Consider the following 20,053-nt stretch of genomic DNA (forward strand, 5'->3'; position numbering starts at 1 on the left):
TGAAAACATAAATACTGCAGGGGGTATATGGTATGGCTTTTAAGCAAATGACAGCTGCTGAAGTTTCAAAGAAAGTGATCAATAAAACCGACTTATTTATTTTGGATGTTCGAAATGAAAGTGACTTTAATGATTGGAAAATTGAAGGGCAGAATTTCGAATTCCTTAATATCCCTTACTTTGATCTACTGGATGGCGTGGAAGAAATTCTCGATCAAATCCCGGCCAATAAAGAAATCCTGGTAGTATGTGCAAAGGAAGGCTCATCCGTCATGGTAGCTGAAATGTTATCTGAAGCTGGATTGGATGTTTTTTATTTAATGGGCGGCATGAAAGCATGGAGTGAACACTTGGAACCAGTGAGGATAGGCGAATTGACAAATGGCGCCGAAATTTATCAATTTGTTCGACTTGGTAAAGGCTGTTTATCTTACATGGTCGTTTCCAATGGGGAAGCAGCCGTTATTGATTCCACAAGAATGATAGATGCCTATCTTGATTTCGCAGATGATATCGGGGTTAAGATTACACATGTTCTGGATACTCACTTACATGCCGATCACATTTCAGGTGGAAGACGAATCGCGGAAGCAACAAATGCAGCTTACTGGCTGCCGTCAAAAGATGCGGCTGAAGTAACTTTTGAATATCAGCCAGTAGAAAGCGGGAACGTGATAACGATCGGTCATACAGCGATTGATATCCAAGCATTATACTCCCCGGGACATACCATTGGATCAACTTCATTTGTGGTGGATCAAAAATACTTGCTAAGCGGGGATATCTTATTCATCGATTCCATTGGCAGACCGGACTTAGCTGGTTTGGCTGAGGATTGGGTAGGGGACTTGAGAGAAACACTGTATACACGTTATAAAGAATTATCAGAAGAGTTAATTGTATTGCCATCACATTTCATGATCATTGATGAATTGAATGAAGATGGAAGTGTCGCTAAAAAGTTGGGTTCGCTATTTGCTGAAAATCACGGATTGAACATAGCGGATGAAACGGAATTCAGAGAGCTGGTAACAGGTAATTTACCGCCTCAGCCAAACGCCTATCAAGAAATTCGTGAAACCAATATGGGGAAAATCGAACCCGATAATGAAAAACAGCACGAAATGGAAATTGGACCAAATCGCTGTGCGGTTCGCTAATACCGATAAAAATAGAAACCAAGAAAATAGGAGAGATAAAATATGAATGCAGATAAAGTGCTAGATGCTAAGGGACTGGCATGTCCAATGCCAATCGTCAAAACGAGAAAAGCGATGAATGATTTGCAAAAAGGGCAAGTGCTGGAAATACATGTAACCGATAAAGGAGCTAAAGCAGACTTAGCCGCTTGGTCAAAATCCGGTGGCCATGAGCTGATGGAAACAGCAGAAGAAAATGATATACTGAAATTTTGGATCAGAAAAGGTTGATAAAGAGAGGGGAACCATTTGGTTTCCCTTCTTTTAAGGGAGGCACTTACAATGGATATAACCTTTATCATTACCATCTTTTTGATTGGTTTTATAGGTTCCTACGTTTCAGGGATGCTCGGCATCGGCGGTTCGATAATAAATTATCCAATGCTACTGTTTATTCCCCCAATCTTTGGTTTAGCGGCATTTAGTGCCCATGATGTGACAGGCATAAGCGCTGTACAAGTCTTATTCGCCTCCATCGGAGGTATATGGAGCTACCGTAATAGCGGACATTTAAATAAAACGCTTATTCTCTATATGGGGATCAGTGTGTTGATCGGAAGCGTGGTTGGAAGTTTTGGATCACAAACGATGTCGGAAAACGGAGTGAATATCGTCTATGGCATCTTGGCGTTGATAGCGGCTATCATGATGTTCATTCCGAAGAAAGGGATAGATGATATTCCTGTGGATCAAGTTACATTTAATAAATGGCTTGCGGCCATCCTGGCATTAATCATTGGTTTAGGCGCAGGGATAGTCGGTGCCGGAGGGGGCTTTCTATTAGTTCCCATCATGCTTATCGTTTTAAGAATTCCAACAAGGGTCACGATTGCGTCTTCATTAGCAATCACATTCATTTCATCCATTGGTGCAACAGCAGGGAAAATATCAACGGGTCAAGTTGACTTCTATCCGGCGTTGATCATGGTTGTAGCTAGCTTAATAGCCTCTCCGCTTGGGGCAATGGCCGGTAAAAAAATGAATGTAAAAGTGCTGCAAGTCATACTGGCTCTATTGATTTTAGCGACGGCTGTAAAAACTTGGGCGGGGATCATGTCTTGAGTTTTGACACGGAAGGGAGCAGTTGTGAAAAGTTCTTCTATCGTTAAAGAATTGTTCACAATAGGCCACACTAATGGTTCCTTTTCCTCCATCACTTTTTTTTCCTGTACGGACTTTGTTAATAGAAAAAGCTGACTGTTGAAAGTCAGCTTTTCCTTATGCGGCCGTTTATAAAATTAAAAGATTACCGCTAAAATAAACCAAACAATCATCAATAATTGAAGTAATACTTTGGCTAAGCTGCCGCCTAAAAAACCGATGATAGTTGCAAACCCAACTTTAGTAGCCTTCATTATATCTTTTTGAATGATTAATTCCGAAATGAGGACTGCTAAAAATGGTACGAGAATTATTCCAAAAGGAGGAAAGACAAATGAACCAACAATCGTGGCAATAGCTGCTATTGTCTCGGATGTTTTTGACCCACCATACTTTTTAACAAAATAACTATTTGCGATAATGTCTGCCGCGATTAATACACCGCTCAACACAACCATACTGATCCAGAACCATAACGATAACTCATCAGGATTAACCAGGAATTGATAAACTGCAAATCCTCCCCAAATGGCAACTACCGAAGGAATAATAGGATAGATAATTCCTACAAAACTTAAAGCAAATAAGACGATCGTTAACCCCCACCATAAAATATCCAATGAAACTCCACCTTTTCATACTTACTTTTTCATATATCTATTAAATTATATTTCTATTTAGGGACAAACACCATTTATTCTTTTTTTGTATATTCGAATCCCGCACAGGTCATCAACTACCAAGTGATAAAATCTTGATATCACAGGGGTTTGAGCCTTTTTTTGTTTATATAATTTATAGCCAGTTTTGTTTTATTTACTCAATTGGTGGAGGATAGAGAAGGATTAAAACGTATTACAGGACAACTATTTGTAATAATTAATATTTCAAGAAACTGTGGATAAAGCCTTTTGATTATTCAGCTAACGATGAGGTTAAAAATAAGACCATCTTTTTGGCTTTTATCCGAACGGTATGTTCAATAAAATCAGGAAGCGTGGTTTTTCTATAGAAATAATGGTGTGCAGTTAAACAGCACTCACTAAGTAATTTTAGAACCTCATAAAATTAGAGGAATTCAGCTATTAGACCTTCGGAATTTGTCCAGGCAACAGGAAATCGTAACGAATATGTATGTGGAAGCTAAACTTCAGTTTCACACCATTTTAGATCAAGTGTTTCCTGAATACCGGAAGGTTTTTGGTGATCTATATTCAAGGGTTTCTTTATTGATATTAAAGGAATATCCCACTTCAGAGGCGGTATTAACAGCCGGGGAAAGTAAACTAGCAGAGAGTGTTATAGAGTTCTGTCCTAGCCGATCGGGTCAATGGGCATGGGAAAAAGCAAAAAAAATAATGGACTCCGCATCTCGAAATCCATTCCAAAAAAACGTGTATCAAAGTCACGTAATCAATCTTCGTATGTATATTGAGTTGCTTTTTCATTACCAGAGACACCTCTCTGATTTGGAAGATCGAATAGTTGCCCTGGCAAATGAACTGGAAGAATATAAGATCATCCAATCGATTCCCGGTATCGGAGAAAAAATCGCAGCCACGATTATCTCTGAAATTGGTGAAATCGATCGATTTAATCACCCGAAAAAACTAGTTGCCTTCGCTGGAGTAGATTCAAGTGTTCACTCATCGGTTAAGTTTACGCCAACCATTAATCGTATTACGAAAAGAGGTTCGAGCAGACTACGTAATTCTCTGTATCTTGCCGTACTATGTGACTTAAGAAGTCCAAGGAACAAAAAGCTTAAAAAAAAGAAGGAAAACCTATCAAAGTGTCAATCGTTGCCTGTATGAATAAGTTGGGTTCATAGGATTTACGCTCTTCTATTAAAGAGAAAAGAAATGTACCTAGATTTAGCCTGATTAACGGTTTTGTGAAACAGAGAAACATCCTTCCAAAAGGGGTTTGGAGGGTTATTTGTCATGGCCAAAAATAGTATATCATAAGGGAAATGAAAATTTTAGAGAAAGAAAGTGACATCCTATTAGCTGGTTTAGCTGAAGATCGGAGTTGTCTTTAAGGCAGCTTTTTCTTATGCCACTAACGGGGCGGGTTAGTTGAAAAAAGAAATATTTTGAACTACCTAGAAATAAATACTATATAGAAAAAAGATAAGGAGGTGTTTGTATAGAAAAGGTACCTGTTAAAACGATTAAGAAGATAGAAAAGGACATTGGAAAAAATGATTTAGGGAAAGCAAGGGATAGACTAATAGGGTTAATTTCAACCTATCCTAATGAGTTAGAACTCCGTAAAAAGTTAGGGGACATCTAATTTGCATTAAAATATCCTTCAATGGCAGGTCGTTACTGGTATTTAGAAAAGAATAAGGCATCAGAGATGGTAAAAGCGTGTATTCTGTTCGAAAAAATCTTTGGGAAACGAACCTATTCTATTAGTACAACAGTGTTGTTTGATCTTTGTTCAACAATTGGGCCAGATAATAGAATAACACTTGGAAGTTAATTTGGATATTTTCGTGAATAAACCTTTTTGCTGCAACTTAAGTATAGATCTTCCCCTCCTCAACTCTTTCAATGGAATTCATATTTTCTGATTTTACTAAAGAAAACCCCAATTTATAAAAATGAATTTAAGTCTTTTTCACTAATTTTCGCAAAAATAATGATTTTTCAGAACATATAAAAGAGAAAGTAGGTAGAAAGTTCTGTAAAATTAACCCAATAGCAATACGATAGAAAGGCAATTAATATTATTGTATGAATATTATAAATTTTTAGAAAGGAGTATTTTTTCGGGGAATTCTATTTAACTAAGAAAGTAGGGAAGATATGAAAATTCATTCATTCATTAAACGAACAGCAGCGATTACGCTGTCAGCTGGCCTGCTGCTATCATCAGCAAACACGCCTTTCATTCCTTATGCAAATGCAGCGAACATAAAGGCAGAAGACGTCTTGGCCTCGTTGACAAGTGAACAACGAAAAGCGTTAAATAAACTTGAAATGACAGATAATGTCGGATTGCAAGGATTTAAAATGGAAGAGTTAAAAAAGGATAAAGAAATCACGGTCATCGTCCAGTTTAAATCAAAGCCGGGAAAAGTTGCAGTCTTGGATGCGAATGTAAAAGGAAAGAAGCTTTCAAAAAAACAAGCGGATGATCAAGTAGAAAAGGAACATGCTCAGTTTAATAAAGACATTCAATCGATTCTTCCATCTACTAATCTTAGAAGCAAGAAAACAGGTCATAAAATCACTTCTACCTTTAAGACCGTTTATAACGGGGTAGCTATGAAGCTGCCAGCTAATCAGGTAGAGCAGCTCTTGCAATCCAAAGTCGTAAAAGCAGTATATAAAAATGTAGAATTTAAGGTCGATCCGATCGCCATGGGAGAGAAATCAGCCCCTGGTACATCCGTTGAAAGTATTCCATATTTAAAAATTGACCAGCTGCACAATGAAGGTATTACAGGAAAAGGAATCAAAGTTGGGGTTCTTGATACAGGGATTGATTACAACCACCCTGATTTGAAAGATGCCTATAAGGGCGGTTACGACTTAGTTGATCAAGATAATGATCCAATGGAGGCAACGTACAAGGATTGGCAAGCGTCGGGGCAACCAGAATTTAGCTGGTCCGGTTCTTCCTATTATACTTCCCATGGAACACATGTTGCAGGTACCATTGCTGGCCAAGGAACGAATGCAGAGGTTTCTGTAAAAGGTGTGGCTCCTGATGTGGATTTATATGCCTATCGTGTTCTTGGACCATATGGATCAGGATCATCTGAAGGGGTCATTGCAGGTATAGAAAAAGCTGTAAACGATGGCATGGATGTTATCAACCTTTCCCTCGGATCGGACATCAATGATCCTTATGATCCAACCAGTACTGCCATTAACTATGCTGTCCTTAATGATGTAACAGCAGTTGTAGCAGCTGGAAATGCAGGATCAGATGATTATACATTAGGTTCACCTGGCTCAGCAGCACTTGCTTTGACAGTCGGGGCGAGTGATGTACCGATGGCGGTTTCTACTTTCAATGGGAAAATCGGAAATAAAGATTCGATCGAACTTGTTAGTTTGGGACGCCACTATTCAGACCAATTAAAGGAATGGGAAGGGAAATCCTATGAGGTAGTGAATGTCGGTTTAGGAAATGGCTCTGATTATTCCGGCAAGGATGTAAAAGGGAAAATTGCACTTGTGGAACGCGGAGAATTCGCCTTAGCGGAAAAAGTCAGCAATGCAAAACAAAATGGAGCAGCCGCCGTTCTTCTTTATAACAATGTGGAAGGGCAAATTAATGCCAATCTTGGAGAGTCCGTTGACTTTGTGCCTGCATTTTCTTTAACAAAAGAAGCGGGAGAAAGCATTAAAGCACAGATTCAAGCAGGTGAAGCGGATTTTACTTTCTCCAAATACGCGGATAAACAGACAGAAGGTGACCACTTAGCGGACTTTAGCTCAAGAGGCCCGGCAAGAGAAACATACGATATGAAGCCAGAAGTGACGGCACCGGGAGTAAGTGTTCTTTCAACAGTCCCTTCTTATATGGTGGACGCTGAACATCAAGAAAACTATCAATATGCATATTCAAGATATTCTGGAACATCTATGGCTACTCCTCATACAGCGGGGATTGCAGCACTCATGCTTCAAGCGAATCCGCAACTAGAGCCGGAAGATATTAAAGCCGTTCTAATGAATACGGCAGATCCTCTCAACGGAGACTATAGTGTATTTGAAGTCGGAGCAGGTAGAGTTGATCCATACCAAGCTGTGTATAGTGGAACCAGCTTCAAAATTAACGATAAAACATTTGTTCCAGGTGCTGAGGAATTAATCAAGGTAAAAGAATTGACGGGCGGACTCAGCTTTGATGTTCACTATGCAGATAAAAAACTAAATCTGAAAAAATCAATCACTATTGAAAACCATGATAAAGTAAACAAAACTTTCAGTGTATCTGTAACTGAATCGAATGGTTCAAACAGCTTGAAGGAAAATGGAGTGGAGCTGGATATTCCAAGCAAAATCTCTGTAAAAAGTGAAGACTTTAAAAAAGTAACACCACGTTTGCTTATTCCTAAGAAAGCAAAGGATGGAATTTACGAAGGATATATTACACTAACAAACAATGCGATTTCATCAGAGCAGTATCGGATTCCTTTCAGCTTCCGTACAATGGACGATGGGTTTAATAAGGTCGGGCTACTAAATCCTGCCTTTTCCCCAGGTCATTTAAACCAAGTGGCATGGGATCCTATGCGTACTCCATTTGTAGTTGCTGATTTTAACCTTCGTGCACCAATGGAAAAAATGGATGTCGTTCTTCAAGATGGCAAAACAGGAAAGGACCTCGGGGTGGTCGGAACAATAAATTTAGATTACGCTTATGACAATGTAGATTATGGATTATATGCATTTAATGGAGCTTATTATGAGTTTACAGGAAACTCAAAACAGCCCATTTCGGAAGAAGCAAGTTATGTGAAAAAAACGGGACATTACAAGTTGAAATTCATTGGTACAGGTACTTCCGGGAAGGTTACAACTGAAACGCAGCATTTGCTCATCGATCTCGATGCACCGAGCTTCAAAAGTTCACTTGATGGAAAGTCTCCATTTATTGAATATAAGCCAGGTCAAGAAACATATCCATTCGACATACAAATCACAGATCCAACCATTGACGAACTAAAGAAATTGGGCGTAAATATCGATCAATCATCGAACTCGATGGTGTATTACTGGGGTCAAGGTGGTTTCCCTTCTTCGCCAATTCCAATGGATAAAGAAGGAAAGTTTGTCGAAGAAATCGCCCTGGATGAATCCATCCCAGCACTTCAATTTCGCATGAATGGATATGATATGGCAGGAAACAAACCTGCTACAAAGCAATATTACTTTGTAAAAGAAGGTACACCTGTCGCATATGCCATTGGCGAAAAGTATGAGGTGAAAACAGGCGATACGGTAAAAGCAACACTTTCATTAGATAACCTAAACGCAGTGTCAAAGGCGGAATGGAACTTTAATGGTGACGGAGGCTATGACAGAGGTTTAGATAGCGTAGAGTTAGTTGATGCCAAGCTTCACAGCGAATTCTCGGACAAAGCCTCTTTAACGATTAAAGACAAGGTCGTTACTGTCCAATTTAATGAAGAGAGTAAAGCATTAGACCATGCAAAAGTCGTTGAGGTTACGTTAAAGGTTCAGGATGATCAATATACCCTTGGAGCAGCGATTAATCCGACTGTGAGCGTAATGAATGCTAATAATCAGACAAGCAGTGTGTTAGATGCTGGTTATATTTGGAAGGTTAATCCGCAATTCTCAATGGCCAGAGGTTATGTCTCTCCGCAAGGATTTAAAAATGAAGATGGTACTGTTACAGAGAAAAGGGATTGGAGCAAGGTTGGCGGTACAGTGAAAATCTTTGATTCAGAAGGAAATGAGTTCGATGCGACATCAACGGTAGAAGATGATGGACAATATGTATTCAACAAGCTGCCGTTAAGCACAAATGCCTTCACGATTGAAATGAAAGCGCCAGGCCACTTTGTCACGAAAGAAAAACTGAATTCTGGTATTGGTTTTGAGCACAATGGTGAGTTATACGGTCAAAACCGCTGGATACCTGCCCTTGATATTACAGCAGGTGATGTAAACCAAGACCATGTCATTGATGTTCTAGATGCGATTGAAATTCAAAATGCATGGAAAACAAAGAAGCGTGCAGCGGATATCACCTTTGATGGAATAGTTGATGCCAAAGATATGAAATATGTTCAAACAAACTATCTCAAGCAAAATGAGCATGTTGATAATGCTCCAAAACCAATGAAGAAGTATAAAGGTAAGACATTAGAATCGATTTTAGTTGAGTTGGGAATACAGCCATAAATATTAAAAAACACGATGAAAGCTTAGCTTCATCGTGTTTTAACTTTTAATGAAAGAGAGAATTCCAATAAGGTTGCGTTATTTGGATTTTCTTCAGAATAAAATATTGAGGTAGATTGGGAATTCGTAAAAAAGGGAAACAAGAGTGAATATTGAAAAAGCTAATAATAGAGGGATGGTATTAAAGTAGTCTTGCGCTTTTCTTAATTTTACTAGAATATATAGATTATATATTTATTTTTTTCTATATATACTAGATAAAATTACAACCTAGAGGTGAAGCTATGATTGAGGGGAAACTTATCAAGTTTTATCGTGAAAAAGCGGGGTTGACTCAGGGGCAGCTTTGTGAAGGAATTTGTTCTGCTACACATCTTAGTAAGATAGAACGAGAGATAACAGAATACTCAGGGGAAATTACCCACTTATTATCCCAAAGATTGAATATCTGTCTTGATGATGAATTTGTGCGGTATCATAATCTTCAACAGAAACTAAAGCTATGGCACAACACGTTCGTTATGCAACAAAGCAAAGAATCAGAAATTTTAAAAGAAGAAATCGAAAAAGAAACACTGATTCAATTGCCAGATTTTCAAGTCTTCTATCAATTACTCTCTGCAAGGTATTATTTATCTAATTATCAGTTAGAAACAGCATTATTAATTATTCAAAACCTGCAAAAAAATGAATCATCTTTTTCTCCGCAAGACCGCAATATGTTAAAACATGTTCTAGGTATGTATTACTTTCACAACGGACAGTATCGGGATTGTATTCAAATTTTAACATCGATCGATCAAAGTCAATATAATCAATTTGAATATTATTACCATTTGGCACTAGCCTATCACCTTATTCATTTTAATATAATATCGTATTATTATGCAGAGAAAGTTCTTGACTATTTTCAAAAAACGTTAAATGTCATCCGAATAATTGATACAGAGACGATCATGTTATTACAATTAAATGCAAAGGAGCTTCATGATTTTGAAGAGACGAAAGAACGTTACGAACAATTAATACGTACCTGTGATACCATTAATGAAATAGACCGTAAATCAAAGCTCCTTAATAATCTTGCATTTGAACTTTATAGAAGAAAAAAATACAAAGAAGCATCCGAACTATACAAAGAAGCTATGAAACTAATGGATGAAAAGGTTCCTCATTATTTAACTGCATTAGATGGTTATATAAATACTTGTTATAAAGGAAAACTACTTTCAAAAGAGATTTTATTGGAATTAGCACATAAAGGCCTTAGAATAGCAAAATCGACAAAATCGTATAACTGGATTTTTTTTGAATTACACCTTTATCAGCTTAATCATGAAGAAGACGATTACTATCATTTTATTGAGACTACAGCCCTTCCTTTTTTTAAAAATATGGGCTTCACCATGTTAATTGAACACTACGAAAAAAAACTCTTCCACTTCTATAACCGAATTGGTGCCCTCCAAAAAGCATTGGACCTTGCCAATTCTTACATACAAGGCAGAAAGAGCTACTATGATCATGAATAAGGCTTAATAAAAAAAGATACTCTATGCAGATGTTAATGCTGCATAGATTGGATTGAAGCTGAAAGTCAGCGTGAAAAAATAGTCAATCAAAGAAGAATTAAAATTGGAAAGCAATTAAAAGTTTAATTGAAAAATATCGAAAAGAAAATATGTAAAGCTGATAAGTCCATCAACTTAAAGTATGATGAACTATCAACAATTCGGCTACCTTGCCTAGTGATATTTAGTCAAACAACTGAATTCCATTTTATTACATAGATACTTTGTATTAGATAATTAAAAGATAAATAGTGATATTCAATAAAAGAGCGCGTTTCTTGAACTCCCATGAAAATTAAAAAAGCACAAAATCTAGAAAAGACCATACAAGATAGACCCATAAAAACGCTTTTTAAAAAAGGGCTGAGCCTTATGAGTGATCTGATTGAGTTTAATAAATCGTTAAACAAAAACCTCCAATAAAAGCAAATTAAGTAGATGTTAGCGCGACGACCAAAAAAGGATTAATCTCCCATGGGTGCTTACCTATAAAGGGCGCGAAAGTCGTGGTACACCGTGGGCGTCGGAGTCAGACAAACGGGTGGGCTCAAAGGCACCAATGAGTTAAGTAAAAAGTATCCCTTATTTATTGTCAGTAATGGACAGACAGATAGAATATTTACAAGCAATTGTAGAAACTCATAATTTGGATAGATTTATTCAAAATACATATAGTAACCAACTAATTAGATCTGGACATAAATAAGATTTAGTGCAAATGGTGAAAAATAAAAATCAAATTGGAAAAGGTTACGTTGTCGGACACCGGTCTTCAGATATATCCGCTGCTAAGGATAATGAACTTATTGCCGTTGGTGTGAACTTTGACTTTGCTCAAGGAGATGAATTAAAACAAGCAGATTTTGTAGTGAATAATAGAGTTGAAAAAAGAATGAAATCCCTCATCCTTCATTGTTTATAAATGGTATAATAGGAAACAACTCCTAGTACAAGCGTTTAAAATGCAACTCCATTAAACTGCCTGTTTTTTGAATAAGAACCACCTTGTATTTTGCCATAAAATTCAAGTTTTTAATTTTTTTATCCTAAGGGCAACAATCTTTTGGAAAACAGCCTAAAAAGAGGGTGTACCCGGATCCTTCTAACTAAAAAAAGGTGTATAGGAATGTATTTAATTGTCGAAATAATCTAATATCATTGGTGGTTGTTATAGGTTAATATTAAATAATATGGTAATTTACCGCATATAAAATGGGCGTCCGTTTAAACAACAAGGCTCAATTGAATGCAGCCAGTGGAGGGATTTTTGTGGGTATAGCTATCGAAGAAAAACCGTCATTCCTATGTGCTAATTTTGAAGATGGAGTATTAATAGAAAAGGTCCGGCAAGGAAATATGGAGGCACTAGAAGTTCTGATGAAAAAATATCAATCTTTTGTAAAGATTAAGGCTAACAGATACTTTTTAATTGGGGCAGATAGAGAAGATATTATCCAAGAGGGGATGATAGGATTGTTCAAAGCCATCAGGGATTTTAATGGCGAGAAACAATCTTATTTTAAAGCGTTTGCAGAACTATGTATCACGAGGCAGATTATTACAGCCATCAAGGCAGCTACTCGTCAAAAACATACTCCGTTAAATTCTTCTATTTCGCTTGATATGCCTATATATGAAGAAAATCCGGATCATACTCTTATGGAAGTAATGACAGACACCGTTATTTCTGATCCCGTTGCGATATTGATAGATAAAGAATCTGCTGATGACTTGGAATTAAAATTATCTGAGGTTCTAAGTCCGTTAGAAAAGAAGGTTTTGGCTTATTACTTAGAGGACCTTACTTATATAGAAATGTCTGATAAATTAAATACTCACGCCAAGTCTATAGATAATGCGTTGCAGAGAGTGAAGAGAAAATTGGAGAGTTTATTGGAACTTAGAAATAGACACGCAATAGAAGGCACATTCAATAGATAAAAGAGCCGTTTACTATTAAGTTGATCTTTTGGCCAAAGGGTTTTTAACCCTTTGGCTTTATGTGTTTGAAAACCTTAGTTATATTTAATAGTGAAATTAAAAATACAACAAACACCGGTATGGAAGGAAGGGCACTGATGTTAACAGAAAGATTAAAAAGATTATTCTCTCAACAAGCAGGTGGAATAGACTATGCCATTCTGCTAGCACCAATACTGTAATTGGGCTACTTAATTTCTCTAGCTCACCTATATGGAGAACTTATTTTTTATGGGTACCCATCTATTATTTAGAAATATAGCCGAGATAAAGATGCATGGGCTAAAATTTATATGCCTAAAAAAGATTTCAAAACAATTTTAAAACAGATGGCTGGTCCTGATGATGAAGAAACTATCACTTATAAAAGCATTGAATTAAAAGACTCTAAAACGATAGAAATGAAAGTGAACAACTCAGATGGTGGAAGCTTTGAGAACAGTATGCAAGCAGCTATTATGGATGCCTACATACGAGAACTATATAAACACTCTGAACTTTATGATGATAAAAAAGAACCTACTATCCGTACCGTTGATTTGAGCCACACAGTTATTGCGGAAAACAAGAAGCCTATTGAATTCGATGAAGATTCCGAACAAAAACCTAAAGAGGTTGGAACCTTTAAACTAGGTGAAAAGGTAAATGTAGAAGGTCATATCATAATATTAACAGGAAGAAACACAGCTCAAAGAAGTATTGGGGTTTGATATTGAATACCCAAATGGTACAAAAGAAGAACAAGTAGTTAGCGCAGGAGATTTTGAAGTGTATGACAGCAAAGGTGAAAAGATGGAGGTATATGCTCTCAATACATTAACCGAGAGTGTTCAAGCTGGTAAGCACCTTAACGGACCTGCTGCTTTCGGAGTAACCGGTAATGCACCTTATGAAATCTTTTTCACAGATTATACTACGGGTAGCAAAGCAAAATGGATTATGGAAGTGAAATAATCATTTTCATATTCATTTTTTTGAAGCAGAAATTTTAGGCAAAAAGGTACTCACAACAATGGTGAGTACCTTTTTTTGTAATGCCTTTTATGTTTTAATCTTCTATATAAAAATATCAATGCATTGTTCTACAGTTGTTGCAGAGGCTAGCTGTTTTGCTTTTGTAGCCAATACATCTGCCGGTTCTGTATCGAGAATAACACCAAATAAGTTTTCTATTTCATCCAAGCTTTTTTCTAAACGGGTAGAGATGATTGAAATCGCTATTTCTTTGACAAGTCTATGTTCAGCCATGTTAATACTCACTTGAATCACCCCTTCTAATAAACTTAAATACCTATATTCGATTATCCAAGTGTTAATTCATTTTAAGAAAAGAATATGTCGAAAAATAAATCGACACCATTTACTTAATAATTGGCTATGTAAAAGCTATTGATTGTTTTTGAGTAGTCCTGTAGTCAATTTTGGTATCCTGATTGCATCAAAATAAAAGGGTTAATCTGATATGACTGTGGTGACTATACTGATATTGCTTCATTAAGCGATAGGAAAAGAGAATATATATTTGGGGTGTTGTCTCGCTATTTCCATTACTCAAATGCTGCACAAGACTGTCGCTTTGTCTTACAAATGTATGGATTTTATTTTTGGTTGTTATGTGCATTTTTGTCCGTCCTACAATCATCAAACTCATCGGCTGATTTTTTCTGCATGCTTCACTGTGTGCGAATAGATATAAAGCGTGATTCCACTATATCAAGTCTTTGCCTTTCCTCTTCCAAAAATTCAGTAGATTTTGGTGGAATCAATCGGGGTAACTAGTTTGTCATAGTGTATCTCTTATATTTACAAACGATTAATAAGCTTTAATATTCTGCATCGGTCTTTTTATGACAAAATCCTTAGTTTTTTCTCCATTTTTGACTAATACCATCAATTTCCGCCCTTTACATGTTATAAATGCCGTAATAACCTCCTTTATTTTCGTCTTAACCGTGACTTTTGGTTTATCTTTCATGCGAAGGAATAAAATCACATGAGTTTAACAGAGCATTTAAAATGGTCTGTTAATTTTGAGGGTAGGGTTTGCTATAAGGAATATAGCATCCCTCAAAAAAGATTTTTTGGAGGTAATGTTGATGAAATCTGGCAATAGTGATTTAAACAGACGTAATTTTTTAAAAGTTGGCGGAATGAGTACATTAGCATTAACACTTGGTTCAACTGGGGTATTTTCTCTTGCGGGAGCTACAAAAGGATTTGCAGCGGATTTCAGAAATCCAACAAGTGGATTTGGTGGCTATGGCCCATTAGTAAAAGATCCAAATGGAGTTCTTGATCTGCCAAGGGGATTTCATTACAAAATGCTTTCAAAAACTGGTGATATCATGCCTAATGGTGACCTTGTCCCATCTGCTCACGATGGAATGGCTGCCTATAAAGGGGAAAAGGGTACAACCATTCTTGTAAGAAACCATGAAAATGGGACAAATTCAGATTACCCTGTAAACGGGAAAAAACCTTGGAGCGCTGGTGCTGCCGGCGGCACAACCACAATAATCGTTGGACAAAATAACAAGGTCATTGATCAGTATGTATCAAGTTCAGGTACGATCCGTAACTGTGCGGGTGGAGCTACGACTTGGGGCACTTGGTTAACAATGGAAGAAACCCGTGATATGGGGCATGGCTTTGTATTTGAAGTAAATCCGCTTGATCCTGAAAACGAAATGTCAAGAACACCGATCCGTGATATGGGTTATTTCTCCCATGAAGCTGGGCATGTTGACCCTTCAACAGGAATTTGGTATTTAACCGAAGACGCAAGTCCAAGCTTCTTATACCGTTTTACACCACATGACCGTAGTCAAAAGCTAGGTTCTCTGCAAAAGGGAGGTATCCTTGAAGCAGCAGCGATTGATGAATTGCCAGCTGCAGCTGCAAGTCAATTTAATACTGGACAAAAATTCGGGGTTGTTTGGAAAAAATTAAATCCTGAAATTGCACAGCAAGATGCTAAGGATAAAAGCTGTATTCAGTTTAGCCGCTTAGAAGGGGCTTATTTTTCTGAAGGTACTTTATGGTTCGATGATACAAGTGCAGGTTCATCACGCCTTGGCCGTGTTTATCGCTACACGCCAGCGACAAACAACTTAGAACTATTCTATGAGTCTACTGATAAAAATGATTTAGAAGCACCGGATAACATTACGATCACTCCTTGGGGAGATCTTTGGATCGCCGAAGATGGCGGCGGCAATGACCGTATCGTCGGATTAACTCCTGAAGGAAATATTTATACTTTCGCTGAGAATATGATGAACGGTTCTGAATTTGCTGGCCCTACATTTTCTCCAGATGGAAATACTTTCTTTGTGAATATGCAAACACCAGGTATCACCTTTGCGATTTGGGGACCATTTGCACGCAGAAATTCTACCCGTAGACGAGCTATGAACCAGGCTTTGCCGCCAGCAAGTCTTGCTCCTGTTGTTTCGGATAAACTTACTGCATTCGCAGAAGAACAAGGCATGTCTATATTAGAAGCAGCAGCTTTAGAGCGTCATGGCATGCCAATTTTATAAGTGATGATCTCATTTTTTGAGTACTAACAAACCATCATGGAATAGGGGGTGAGACGTTTGTTATCCAGTATCGGCATCCCTGGTTTAATTCTCATTCTAGTCATAGCGTTAATCATTTTTGGCCCTTCTAAATTACCCGAAATTGGAAGGGCATTTGGAAACACATTAAAAGAATTTAAAAAATCGACAAATGATTTGATCAGCAATGAAAAAGAAGAAAAAACTAACTTTGAAGAAAAAAACAATCGAATAGCTCTTGAGAAATCGAAAAGACTGGAATCTAAATAACTATTTTTATCATTTAATAGAGTAAATGCATGGAGGAAATAGTATGAATATAATAAGGAAGATTTATTTGAAGGGCTGCTTTTCGCTGGCGATGGCTGCCGCTTTTGCCGCAATTCCCGTTACGGCAGATGCGGAGGAAAAGCTCAATGAGGGAGAGAGGTTGGAACTCACCATTCTCCAGACAAATGACTTTCATGGTCATTTGGATGACATCGTCACGCTGGATGATGGAACCGTTCATCACAATTCTGTTGCGAAGTTTGCCACCATCATTCAAAGTGTGCGCAATGAAGAGGAGAATGTGCTTCTCGTCGATGGCGGGGATGTCTTCCTGCGCGGCGAGTTTCAAGCGGGTCAAGGAGAGTTGGAGACGTCCCTGTTGAAAGCTTTGGACTATGATGCAATGGCTCTCGGAAACAACGACTTCCGCGTATACCCTGCCGGGGAGGGCACACCGGACAGCCGTTATGAACAGTTAAAGGATTACCATCGCAACGTGAATTTCCCCATCCTTACTGGAAATGTCATTGATAGGGAAACAGGAAAGTACATACAGAATGTCAAGCCTTGGAAGAGTTTTACTTTCTCAGGCGTTAAAGTCGGGATGATCGGCCTTACTTCGATGAAGCCGGAAATTCGCGGTTGGGATGATGTTGCAGACCTCGATTTCATCGAACCGGTTGAAGCGTTGAATGCGTTGCTTCCTGAAGTGAGTGAGAAGTCAGACGTAAACATTGTCCTTTCGCATGCTGGAAATCCCGAAGACCACAGGCTGGCTCAGGTTCCCGGAGTTTCGGCGGTAATCGGGGCAGATACACACAAGGTCATCGAAACTCCCGAATATGAATTCAACGGAGAGGTGATGGTGCCAATTACTCAAGCTGGCGGAGAACAAGAACATTATTTGGGCCGTCTTAATTTGACTTTTGAAGTCGTTGACGCCAAAATGACTTTGGTCGAATCCGATGGATTTCTCTACGACGTCACAAATGTTCCGGCTGATCCGGAGATACAAGCGATTATAGACGATTATCGTGCAGATTTGAAAGGGCAATTATGACTATTACCATATAATTGCTGTTTGGCAACGATATGCTACCAAAAATATTTTGGTATAAAAATAAGCCTGAACCATTTATTCTGGTTCAGGCTTATTTTCTTTTGTTAGGCAAATTTCTTTATAAGACCGATATTTCGTAGTTGTCTTAATTAAAGTATGACACTAAATACGCAGATTAAGCTTTCTTATTACTGGTGGTAACACCTTCGCTGGTACTCCCCCTAACACAAATCATGATAACTTTTTGGAGGGTTATTGTGAATTAACCATAAAATAATGAGAGGATCTATCAATGGTTATCACAAGTAGAATAGTAAAAGTAAGCCATAAGATCAGTTCTAATTAGAACTGATCTTATGGCTTTTTGGAAAGTATGAACCTTTAACAAATTCAATAAACGCTTTGTTTATTGAATTTTTTATTTCACTTTTCCAAATTAGAGCTGTGACGGTAGAAAAAGGGGGATTTTTCACTTCACGATATACAACTTCATTTTGCAAAAGAAATTTTATAGAAGATGCTACTAAAGCTACACCTATGCCCGCAGAAACTAATGATATAACGGTAGACACCTCATCTGTTTCTTGTACTATTTTGGGGCTAAATCCTGCTTGGAAACAACAGTTAATTAATCCATCGTAATGAACTTGATTAGCCATTCTGCTCGTCATAATAAAAGAATCATTGGCGAAATTGATTAAGTCGATTGAAGAGGTTTCATTGGCTAAAGGATGTTCCTTCGGCAAGGCAATAATTAATGGTTCTTGCCTTAATATTTGAAAAGAAAATTCATCATTCTCAAGGGGTTCACTTACAATACCTACATGGATGTTTCCTTTTTGTAATGCTTCAATTTGTTCTGCAGATGTGAGTTGCTTCAAAATTACTTGAACAGCTGGATACTCTTTTCTATATTGTTTAATTATGGTAGGAAGAATATCAAAGGAAGCTGTAGCAATGAAACCAATAATAATTTTGCCAATCTCCCCACGATTAATCATTTGGATTGTATTAATGGAATCCTCTAAATTATCAAATAATTGATAAACTCTATCCAAAAATACTTCTCCTTCTTGAGTTAAATTTACACTTCTTTTCGTTCGGTGGAAAAGCTGAACACCAATTTCTTCTTCTAATTGACGAATTTGAATACTTAATGGTGGCTGTTCCATATTTAAACGGGCAGCAGCCTTACCGAAATGTAACTCCTCGGCAACAGTTTTGAAATATCTAAGATGGCGTAACTCCAATTTGTTCACCTCACAATTAATATTTATTATATATTAGTCATTATATAAATGTATATTAGATATATCAACAGGCTTATTATAAAATGAATTTGTGATGATGAATCGCTTACCAATAAGAGGGGGAGATAAAATGCCAGAACTAGACTTACTACGATTTACAGAAAAGTATAATTTACCAGACCAAGCTATCGATGTGAATGATATACCTTGGATTCCAACTCATGGGGAAGACGATGGAGTGTGGTTTAAGCCAATTCGATTTGATTTAACATCAGGAAGTTGGATACACATTTCAAAATTTGAAGCTAAAAAAGGAAATGCTAGACATAGACATACTGGGGGTACAGTTTTAGCTTATACACTTCAAGGGTCATGGAGATATTTGGAGCGAGATTGGGTAGCAAAACCAGGTACATTTATCTACGAACCACCGGGCGATGTACATACTTTAGTGGTTGATGGAGAAGAAGATATGATTACACTGTTTTATTTAAGCGGAGTCATTGAATATTTCGATGAGGAAGGAAATGTTGTAAAACAGGATGATGTTTTTTATAGAATGAAAAAGTATTTAGACTACTGTGAAAAATACAATATCCCTGTGAAAGATTTAACGTTTTAAAAAAGCTTTTTGAAATTTTTGTTAATTAAAGATACTGGTAGGTATCTAGATTTTAAATGATAAAAAACTTTCCTGCTAAAATCACAGAATAATCTTAATTTAACAGTAGTAGAACAAGAAAAAGAAATTTATTAATAATTATAAATATATTTAGTAATTAGTAATCTTTAAGGAATGTCTACTATACTAACAGATAACATTTTCTGTATTAAGTATGAAATTAGACAAAATCAAACACTATGTTGGTTTTGTCTTTTTTGTACAAACCTTTTAAGGATTCTTTTATACTGATGAAGTTTATATCTACAAATTCATTGCAAAGAAAGAAAACGTTGTCATACAGGCAGATAGTTTTTCCATACACATATAAAGGCCGAGGGAGATACCTGGAGAAAGTGCGGGTTTCTACCAATAAGTATGAATATCTCCTAAATCAAAAAATGTTTAGGACATCTTTATTTAAATACAGGATATTGGGCTTTATTCATTATTATGAAAGGGTTTTCAAATGTGATGGGCTAAATGGAGGAAATTACTTGAGAAA

The 20,053-nt window shown here is 37.1% G+C and carries 16 protein-coding genes and 2 pseudogenes; 15 read left to right on the forward strand and 3 right to left on the reverse strand.

Annotated elements, in window-relative coordinates; all coding sequences use genetic code 11:
- The first annotated feature begins 32 nt into the window (after positions 1-32).
- The 3 genes from AC0VX1_RS10480 to AC0VX1_RS10490 are packed head-to-tail and all read left to right on the forward strand — an operon-like array spanning position 33 to position 2,261.
- Positions 33-1,160 (forward strand): MBL fold metallo-hydrolase, encoded by a 1,128-nt coding sequence (locus AC0VX1_RS10480; protein WP_475471110.1) that lies wholly within the window; start codon positions 33-35, stop codon positions 1,158-1,160.
- A 42-nt stretch (positions 1,161-1,202) separates the two neighbouring features.
- Complete coding sequence (locus AC0VX1_RS10485) at positions 1,203-1,430, forward strand: sulfurtransferase TusA family protein (RefSeq protein WP_430144251.1); 228 nt, start codon at positions 1,203-1,205, stop codon at positions 1,428-1,430.
- Between the two features lie 51 nt (positions 1,431-1,481).
- Positions 1,482-2,261, forward strand: a complete 780-nt coding sequence (locus tag AC0VX1_RS10490; RefSeq protein ID WP_475471112.1) for a sulfite exporter TauE/SafE family protein — start codon at positions 1,482-1,484, stop codon at positions 2,259-2,261.
- Between the two features lie 176 nt (positions 2,262-2,437).
- Here AC0VX1_RS10490 and AC0VX1_RS10495 read toward each other — a convergent pair whose 3' ends face one another.
- Positions 2,438-2,920: a DUF456 domain-containing protein gene (locus tag AC0VX1_RS10495; RefSeq protein ID WP_063576594.1), complete on the reverse strand. Its 483-nt coding sequence runs from the start codon at positions 2,918-2,920 to the stop codon at positions 2,438-2,440.
- A gap of 432 nt (positions 2,921-3,352) precedes the next feature.
- Here AC0VX1_RS10495 and AC0VX1_RS10500 point away from each other — a divergent pair.
- The 8 genes and pseudogenes from AC0VX1_RS10500 to AC0VX1_RS10535 all read left to right on the forward strand — a co-directional run.
- Positions 3,353-4,183: pseudogene (locus tag AC0VX1_RS10500) on the forward strand (transposase); the annotation flags it as partial.
- Between the two features lie 265 nt (positions 4,184-4,448).
- Positions 4,449-4,736: pseudogene (locus AC0VX1_RS10505) on the forward strand (DUF6584 family protein); the annotation flags it as partial.
- A gap of 377 nt (positions 4,737-5,113) precedes the next feature.
- A complete protein-coding gene (locus AC0VX1_RS10510) occupies positions 5,114-9,196 on the forward strand; it encodes a S8 family serine peptidase (RefSeq protein ID WP_475471114.1) in 4,083 nt (1,360 codons plus the stop codon).
- Between the two features lie 284 nt (positions 9,197-9,480).
- Complete coding sequence (locus AC0VX1_RS10515) at positions 9,481-10,728, forward strand: helix-turn-helix domain-containing protein (protein WP_413011486.1); 1,248 nt, start codon at positions 9,481-9,483, stop codon at positions 10,726-10,728.
- 757 nt (positions 10,729-11,485) lie between these two features.
- Positions 11,486-11,689, forward strand: a complete 204-nt coding sequence (locus AC0VX1_RS10520; RefSeq protein WP_240660879.1) for a hypothetical protein — start codon at positions 11,486-11,488, stop codon at positions 11,687-11,689.
- A 290-nt stretch (positions 11,690-11,979) separates the two neighbouring features.
- Positions 11,980-12,708, forward strand: coding sequence for an RNA polymerase sporulation sigma factor SigH (gene sigH, locus AC0VX1_RS10525; RefSeq protein ID WP_082854653.1), 729 nt, complete (start codon positions 11,980-11,982; stop codon positions 12,706-12,708).
- 332 nt (positions 12,709-13,040) lie between these two features.
- The gene (locus tag AC0VX1_RS10530) at positions 13,041-13,457 is read left to right on the forward strand and encodes a hypothetical protein (RefSeq protein ID WP_413022857.1); all 417 of its coding nucleotides are present in this window, start codon (positions 13,041-13,043) and stop codon (positions 13,455-13,457) included.
- Positions 13,447-13,701, forward strand: a complete 255-nt coding sequence (locus tag AC0VX1_RS10535; RefSeq protein ID WP_475471118.1) for a hypothetical protein — start codon at positions 13,447-13,449, stop codon at positions 13,699-13,701. The genes AC0VX1_RS10530 and AC0VX1_RS10535 overlap by 11 nt, the downstream gene beginning before the upstream one ends.
- A gap of 102 nt (positions 13,702-13,803) precedes the next feature.
- Here the strand turns inward: AC0VX1_RS10535 and AC0VX1_RS10540 are convergent, their stop codons facing one another.
- Positions 13,804-14,007: a hypothetical protein gene (locus AC0VX1_RS10540; protein ID WP_034312777.1), complete on the reverse strand. Its 204-nt coding sequence runs from the start codon at positions 14,005-14,007 to the stop codon at positions 13,804-13,806.
- Between the two features lie 836 nt (positions 14,008-14,843).
- Here AC0VX1_RS10540 and AC0VX1_RS10545 point away from each other — a divergent pair.
- Genes AC0VX1_RS10545 through AC0VX1_RS10555 form a run of 3 tightly spaced genes read left to right on the forward strand, consistent with a single transcriptional unit; the run spans position 14,844 to position 17,637 of the window.
- Positions 14,844-16,289, forward strand: coding sequence for an alkaline phosphatase PhoX (locus AC0VX1_RS10545; RefSeq protein WP_475471120.1), 1,446 nt, complete (start codon positions 14,844-14,846; stop codon positions 16,287-16,289).
- 57 nt (positions 16,290-16,346) lie between these two features.
- On the forward strand, positions 16,347-16,577 hold the full coding sequence (tatA, locus tag AC0VX1_RS10550; RefSeq protein WP_278089990.1) for a twin-arginine translocase TatA/TatE family subunit: 231 nt from the start codon (positions 16,347-16,349) through the stop codon (positions 16,575-16,577).
- Positions 16,578-16,620: 43 nt separating this feature from the next.
- A complete protein-coding gene (locus tag AC0VX1_RS10555; protein WP_475471123.1) occupies positions 16,621-17,637 on the forward strand; it encodes a bifunctional metallophosphatase/5'-nucleotidase in 1,017 nt (338 codons plus the stop codon).
- Between the two features lie 338 nt (positions 17,638-17,975).
- On the opposite strand, the gene AC0VX1_RS10560 is transcribed toward AC0VX1_RS10555, so the two are convergent.
- On the reverse strand, positions 17,976-18,887 hold the full coding sequence (locus AC0VX1_RS10560; RefSeq protein WP_475471124.1) for a LysR substrate-binding domain-containing protein: 912 nt from the start codon (positions 18,885-18,887) through the stop codon (positions 17,976-17,978).
- 130 nt (positions 18,888-19,017) lie between these two features.
- On the opposite strand from AC0VX1_RS10560, the gene AC0VX1_RS10565 reads away from it, so the two are divergent.
- Positions 19,018-19,509 carry a 2,4'-dihydroxyacetophenone dioxygenase family protein gene (locus tag AC0VX1_RS10565; RefSeq protein ID WP_340876089.1) on the forward strand — a complete coding sequence of 164 codons (492 nt, stop codon included), beginning with the start codon at positions 19,018-19,020 and terminating at the stop codon, positions 19,507-19,509.
- Positions 19,510-20,053 lie beyond the last annotated feature (544 nt).

The organism is Peribacillus sp. QJM3NY_7, assembly GCF_056173225.1.